Below are 6,245 nucleotides of genomic sequence, written 5' to 3'. Positions count from 1 at the left end.
GGTCCTGCCCAAGATCCTGCGCCTGCCCACCAGCGCCTGGATCAACAAGCCCGCCGAACCCGAACCCGAACCCCGCCTGACACCAGTCGGTTAACACCCGCTGGCCTCAATCCCTTGACACTTACCGAGATGGGTGCCCACGACGGCCAGGACCGCTACGGCAAAGGCGATGTCGGTGGCGGTGGGGATGGCCCAACCCTGCAGCGCTCCGTCCCCGGTGGTGGCGTTGATCAGTACGTAGATCAGGGCCGGCACCGTCATGCCGCCCACTGCGGCCACGACCGGCACCAGGGCGCGGCGGGGGTCACGCAGATCACCGGCGACGAACTCGCGTTTGAGTTCTAGGCCGGCTAAGAAGAAGAAGATCGCCAGCAGGCCATCGGCTGCCCACTGCCCCAGGGACAGGTCCAGGTGCAGGGCGTGAGGTCCGACGGACGTATCACGCAGATCCGTGTAGGAGTCCGCCCACGGCGAGTTGGCCCAAGCCAGTGCCGCGATGGTGGCCAGCAGCAGCAGAGCGCCCCCGACGGTCTCCTTGCGCAGTAGTTGGGTGGCGCGCTGAGTTTCCGGCCACGAACCGCGACTGAGGAGTCGATGCTCAGGGGATGGAGTGCGGGGGTTCAAAGGTCTGGCCGCCTTCTGGTGAGAGGTTTTTTGGGATCCACGAAGGAATCGCCGACCAGACTTCCCGGCACACCAGTAATGAACGTATACGGCCTCCGTTCATGCGGCAACAGGGCCTTTACGGCTTCTTCATGATCCACCGGGCCGTTGCCGGGAGCGGGTCCACCACGATGGCGCGAGCCTTCCCATCTCGACGTGGTCGGCGTACCATTTTCACCAGGTGTGCCGGGAAGTCTGGTCGGTGGTCAATGTCCGCTGCCTGACCGGGGAGGCCACTTTCCATGACCGACATCGTTCTACGCGCCATCAGGCTGAGCAAGCGATACCGGCGGCTGACAGCAGTGGACGACCTCAGCCTCGACGTCGGAGCCGGTGAGGTGTTCGGCTTTCTCGGGCCCAACGGGGCCGGAAAGTCAACCACGATCCGTATGATGCTGGGTCTGGCCCGCCCATCGTCCGGGCAGGCCACCATCATGGACGTTGAGGCTCAAGATGTGGCCCGCGCACACAGGTCTCTGGCCTACGTACCCGCAGACGTCGCGCTGTGGCCTCAATTGACTGGTGCGGAAAACCTGCACCTGCTGGACCGGACCGGACCCGGGGCCGATCTCGTCTACCGCGATGAGCTGATAGAGCGGTTCGCTCTGGATCCAGCCAAGCCGGCGCGCACCTACTCGACCGGCAACCGGCAGAAAGTGGCGCTCATAGCCGCTTTCGCCACTCGCGCACCGCTGCTGATCCTCGATGAACCCACCAGCGGTCTGGATCCTTTGATGGAGCGCGAGTTCCGCACCGCAGTCGCCCAGGCCCGCGACCGTGGTCAGAGCGTCTTCCTCAGCTCTCACCAGCTCGCCGAGGTGGAAGCGGTCTGCGACCGGGTGGGGATCCTGCGCGCGGGCAAGCTGGTGGAGGTGGCCTCCATATCCCGTCTACGCGCGCTGCACCGCACCGAGGTCAGCGTGACGTTCACCGGCTCCCCACCGGACCTGTCAGGAGCCTCGGGAGTGGAAGCGGTTCACGATTCGGCCCCGGGACATCTACGGTTCTTTATCAGCGGCTCACCCGGCCCTGTCCTGGCGGCCCTGGCTGCGGCCGACGTCACCGCGATCGCCGTGCGGGAGCCGAGCCTGGAGGAGATCTTCCTCGACTATTACGGCGCCGAGGCCCGGCCATGAGCCTCGTGGCTGACTCCTCCGGCCCTGCCGTAACGGTCCTGGCCCTTCGGCAAACCTGCCGCGGTGGGCTCATCGTGGTGGCTCTAGCTGCCGGAATGTCCGGGCTCATCGTCGGCACCTACGCTGGGCTGACGACCGACCCGACCGCCGGTGAAGAACTGCAGAAACTGGCCGAAAGCCCTGCGCTGAGGATGTTGTTCGGCCGGCCGTGGTCTCTCGACACCGCCGCCGGTTTCACCGTCTGGCGATCAGGAACCGTCCTGGCCTGCATTCTCGGGGCGTGGGCCATCCTGGCCACCACTCGGATCACCCGCGGACAGGAGGAAGCAGGACGCTGGGACCTCCTGCTCTCGGGTCGTGTTCCGTTGCCCGCCGTCCTCGTCCGGCATTTCGCCGTCATCGCTGCTGTGCCGCTGGCCAGCGGCACAGCAGTGGCGGCAGTGCTATCGGCATGGAGCCCATCGAATTCAGCCGGTGCGCTCATCCACGGCACCGGTCTGATCTGCCTGGGGCTGTTCGCCGCCGCGACCGGTGCACTGACGGCCCAGATCTTTCCCACCCGGGCAGCCGCCTCCGGTGTCGCAGTCGCTGTGCTCGGGACGGCTCTGCTCGCCCGCATGGTCGCCAGCGGCATCGACGCCCTGGCCTGGCTGCTGTGGCTCTCCCCGTTTGGGCTGCTGGAGATCAGTGCGCCGTACGAACGCAACCGTCCTCTGCCCCTCATGCTGCTGACAGCAGCAACGATCGCCCTTTACCTGGCGGCCCTGCGAGCTGCAGCGAGCCGTGATGTGGGCAGCGGTCTGTTGTCAGCACCGGCCGGTCACCCGCCTCGTCTCCAGCTTCTGACATCGGTCGAGGCCTTCGCAGTGCGCCGACTCCTGGCCCCGTTGGCCGCCTGGACAGCAGGGGTGGGGGCCTACTTCCTCTTGGTGGGCCTCACCATCACCTCGCTCACCGATTTCCTGGCCGACAATCAGGCCTTCGCCAACGCAGCTGCCCAGGCCGGATACAGCGGTCTGGAAACCGCCGACGGCCTCACCGCCACGCTGTTCGCGCTGCTGGCCTTACCCGTCAGCGCGTTCACCGCGGCACGCCTGGCAGCCTTCACCACAGCTGAATCACACCGCCACCTCACCCTCCTCGCGGCAGGGCCCACCTCTCGCCTGCGAATGCTCGGCGCCGAAGCTGCCGCCACCACAGCCGGTGTTGTCACCCTCCTCGCCGTCGCCGCCGTCAGCATGTGGTTCGGCGTCACCGTCACCGGCGGCCGGTACTCACTCGCTGCTGCTATCAGCGGCACGTACAACATGTTGCCGATCGTCCTGCTCAGCCTCGGCGCTGGCCTGTTGGCCGTCGGGCTCGCGCCTACCACTGTCATGCTCGCCGGATCCATCCCAGCCACAGGGGGTTACCTGTTGAAAGTCATCGCTGACAGCACCGGTGCTCCGGCCTGGATCACGGCGATATCCCCGTACACCCACCTCGCCGCAGTACCTCTTGCAGGCGTCAACTGGTCGGGCGCTGTCGTCATGGCAGGCGCCGCCGGCATGCTCGGCGCGGCTGGGGCACGTGCATACCAACGGCGCGATCTGGCGGGATGAAATCATCTCGCCCGATGACCTGCCGGGCCCATCCTCATGGGACGGGGCCTGGCGGTCCTGACCGCGTTGGAGACCGAAGGGTTCGCTCGTGATCTACAGCCGCACGACGTGAACGTCAGAGACTGCACAGCCGCCATCGTGGACACAACGACATCCCCCGCCTCCAGGACTCCGGTCGGTTCCAGACCAACGGTCGGCTGCCACTGCCTGACCGCATCGATCAGCGAGGTCGTGAGAACACCTTCCCCGCCCTGACCTTCAACGTGCGGGAGGCCGGTTGCTCTCCCTGGTCTTTCCACGTGTCGGGGTCTGATTCCTTTGCCGGGGATTTGCCGGGCGCACGCCCGTCCCCTTCCCCGGTGACGTCCGGGGTGGGAGCGCGCCCCTGGGCACACCCAGATCAACCGCGATGTCCTTGATCGTCGCGCCGGGCGTGGACCGGTACCGATCCACCGCCTGCTGACGAAACTCCTCCGAGTACAACTTGCGTGCCACGAGAGGATCATCTCGCTTCCTCCAGCATCATGCCGGGCTCAGCGTGTTCAAGGTCCGGGGGTAAGTCCCGAATGCCGTTGTCCTCGGCGTGAAGCGCCCTGGGACTGGCGGAGGCTCTGAACCAGCACGGAGACTGGATCAGTGGCTGCACCGCGTAAGTACGACGATGAGACCCGTGCCCGGGCCGTGAGGATGGTCCAGGACCGCGTCCGTGAGCACAAGGATTCCCAGGTCGGTGCCCGCCGGCATGTGGGTGAGTTGTTGGGCATCAACCCTGCGACGTTGCGGAACTGGGTTGAGAGGGACGAGGTCGATGCAGGTCAGCGACCTGGAACACCGACCGAGGTGAGTGAGGAACTGGCCGCGTTGCGGCGGGAGAATGCAGAGCTGAAACGGGCGAACGAGATCCTCAAGACCGCTTCGGCGTTTTTCGCGGCGGGGGAGCTCGACCGCCGCTTCAAGTAGTCCTGGCCTACATCGACGAGCACAAAGACCGGTTCGGGGTCGAGCCGATCTGCCGCCTGCTGAGCCAGCACGGCGTCACGATCGCCCCGAGCACCTACTACGCCCGCCGCACCCGGCCCGCCACGGCCGCCGAGATCGAGGACGCCTACGCGGCCAACACGCTGATCGATCTGCATCGCGGCAACCGCGGTGTTGACGGCACCCGCACATGCTGGCACGCCCTGCGCCGGGCCGACCACCGCCTCGGCCGTGACTTGGGAAGAGATCAGGTGGCCCGGCTGATGCGCATGGCCGGGATCGACGGCATCCGCCGCGGCAAGCACCAGACCGTGACCACCCAACGCGATGAGAAGGCGCCCCGCCATCCAGATCTGGTGGATCGGCGCTGGGATGCTCCCACGGCTCCAGATCAAGGGTGGGTAGCAGATTTTACCTATGTCTGGACGCTGGCCGGGTTCGTTTACGTGTCGTTCGTGACCGACGTGTTCTCCCGCCGGATCCTCGGTTGGCGAGTTTCTACTACCAAGACCACACCGCTGGTTCTCTCAGCCCTGGAGCAGGCACTGTTCACCCGACGGCGGGCCAATACTCGTTTCACGGCAACAGGTTTGGTGCATCACAGCGATGCGGGAAGTCAATATACGTCGCTGGCTCTGACCGAGGCCCTCACTGAGGCCGGGATCGCCGGCTCGATCGGATCGGTCGGTGATGCACTGGACAACGCGCTCATGGAATCGACCATCGGGTTGTTCAAGACTGAGCTCATCGACCGGCAGCGGTCCTGGAGCGGCCGGGCCGAAGTCGAGCGGGAGACCGCGGCCTGGATCCACTGGTTCAACACCAGCCGACTGCACTCCTCGATCGGCTACCTGCCACCGGTCGAGTTCGAACAGCATTACCGTGACACCATCACAGAAGCAGCCTCAACCCCCGAGGTTGCTTGAACCGAGCCTCCATCAGATCCAGGGCGCTTCAGATCGTCTTCTTCGTCCTGCCGGGCCTTTTGGGTGGGGCCGGGTGACTGTGCGGCGGACCTTCGCGATCTGGCAGGCTCCGGGGAACTGGATCCAGGCAGGCGCGGTCGTGATCTTGATGGCGCGGTGAACTCGCCGGCCGTGACCGTTCTCGATGCCGCTGTGGGTCGGAATATGGTTTCAGGGCATTCGTTTGCAGGCCAGGTAAAGAGACTTCTGGTTCCCTGTGACGGTCAGGACGTAGTCTGCTTTAGCGGCGATGATAGCTTGCGCGGTCTCGATCTGGGTGTGCATGGCGTCGAGCGTGAGGACCGAGTCGGCCAGCATCTGTGCCTGGTCCAGGATGGTGAGCAGGTCACGGGCGGCCGGGATCTCGTTGCTCTTGGCCGCGACAGCGATCTGCCCCAGGAACGTGCCACTGCCATGATCGAACGCGGCGACCAGGTGCGGGGCGGCAGCGTCCCGGGTGCGGGCGCCGCGCACGGTCTTGCCGTCGATCGCGATCACCCGACGTCCGTTCACCAGCATGGTCGATGTGTGAAACCAGCTACCCAATAACAGATCCAGCTCGTCCGGGTCCACCATAGTCACGGCCCGCCGGAACATGGCTTCGCAGGGGCACCGGCGCAGACCCAGCCGGGCCAGCAGATCCAGTTCGGTGTCGGCGGCCCACTGCGCCATCGCGGCGAACGAGCAGGCCCCGGCCAGCGTGGCCGCCATCCCGGCAGCGAGGACGCCGGCCAGGCAGTGTCGCTGTCCGCGACGCGCCCGCGGGTCTGCAACCTGGCCGAGGAGATCGAGCAGAACTTGCTGCGGCGCAACCTGTTCAACGAACACACCATCGGCCCCACCGGTCTCAGGAACGCCCGTTGCGGCAGCAGGATCGACGGCAGTGCGAGAGGATGACATGG

Annotated in this window: 5 protein-coding genes, 1 pseudogene and 1 other annotated feature; of the genes and pseudogenes, 3 read left to right on the top strand and 3 right to left on the bottom strand. The window is 66.0% G+C overall.

Annotated elements, in window-relative coordinates; all coding sequences use genetic code 11:
• Positions 1-126: 126 nt before the first annotated feature.
• A pseudogene (locus QSK05_RS35585) lies at positions 127-624 on the bottom strand (Na+/H+ antiporter NhaA); the annotation flags it as partial.
• A 281-nt stretch (positions 625-905) separates the two neighbouring features.
• Here QSK05_RS35585 and QSK05_RS35580 point away from each other — a divergent pair.
• Both QSK05_RS35580 and QSK05_RS35575 read left to right on the top strand, forming a co-directional pair.
• Entirely contained in the window at positions 906-1,799 is an 894-nt protein-coding gene (locus QSK05_RS35580; protein ID WP_285601824.1) for an ABC transporter ATP-binding protein, read from the top strand.
• Positions 1,796-3,400 (top strand): efflux permease Rv1217c-related protein, encoded by a 1,605-nt coding sequence (locus QSK05_RS35575; protein WP_502879881.1) that lies wholly within the window; start codon positions 1,796-1,798, stop codon positions 3,398-3,400. Before QSK05_RS35580 ends, QSK05_RS35575 begins: the two co-directional genes overlap by 4 nt.
• Positions 3,401-3,658: 258 nt before the next feature.
• Here the strand turns inward: QSK05_RS35575 and QSK05_RS36720 are convergent, their stop codons facing one another.
• Complete coding sequence (locus tag QSK05_RS36720) at positions 3,659-3,895, bottom strand: transposase (protein ID WP_502879880.1); 237 nt, start codon at positions 3,893-3,895, stop codon at positions 3,659-3,661.
• Positions 3,896-4,036: 141 nt separating this feature from the next.
• On the opposite strand from QSK05_RS36720, the gene QSK05_RS35565 reads away from it, so the two are divergent.
• Positions 4,037-5,304 (top strand): IS3 family transposase gene (locus QSK05_RS35565; RefSeq protein ID WP_502879879.1). Its coding sequence is split into 2 segments (ribosomal slippage): positions 4,037-4,328 and positions 4,328-5,304, totalling 1,269 coding nucleotides; the frame shifts between segments, so codons are not numbered across the junction.
• Positions 4,318-4,449 (top strand) — a sequence feature (AL1L pseudoknot). (Overlaps the previous gene by 132 nt.)
• Before the next feature lie 210 nt (positions 5,305-5,514).
• Here the strand turns inward: QSK05_RS35565 and QSK05_RS35560 are convergent.
• Positions 5,515-6,171: an ISAs1 family transposase gene (locus QSK05_RS35560; RefSeq protein WP_285601821.1), complete on the bottom strand. Its 657-nt coding sequence runs from the start codon at positions 6,169-6,171 to the stop codon at positions 5,515-5,517.
• Positions 6,172-6,245 lie beyond the last annotated feature (74 nt).

The sequence above is a fragment of the Kineosporia sp. NBRC 101731 genome (assembly GCF_030269305.1).
Classification (GTDB): Bacteria; Actinomycetota; Actinomycetes; order Actinomycetales; family Kineosporiaceae; genus Kineosporia.
The sequence above is the reverse complement of the archived record's forward strand: the minus strand, read 5'-3'. Positions and strand labels throughout refer to the sequence as shown.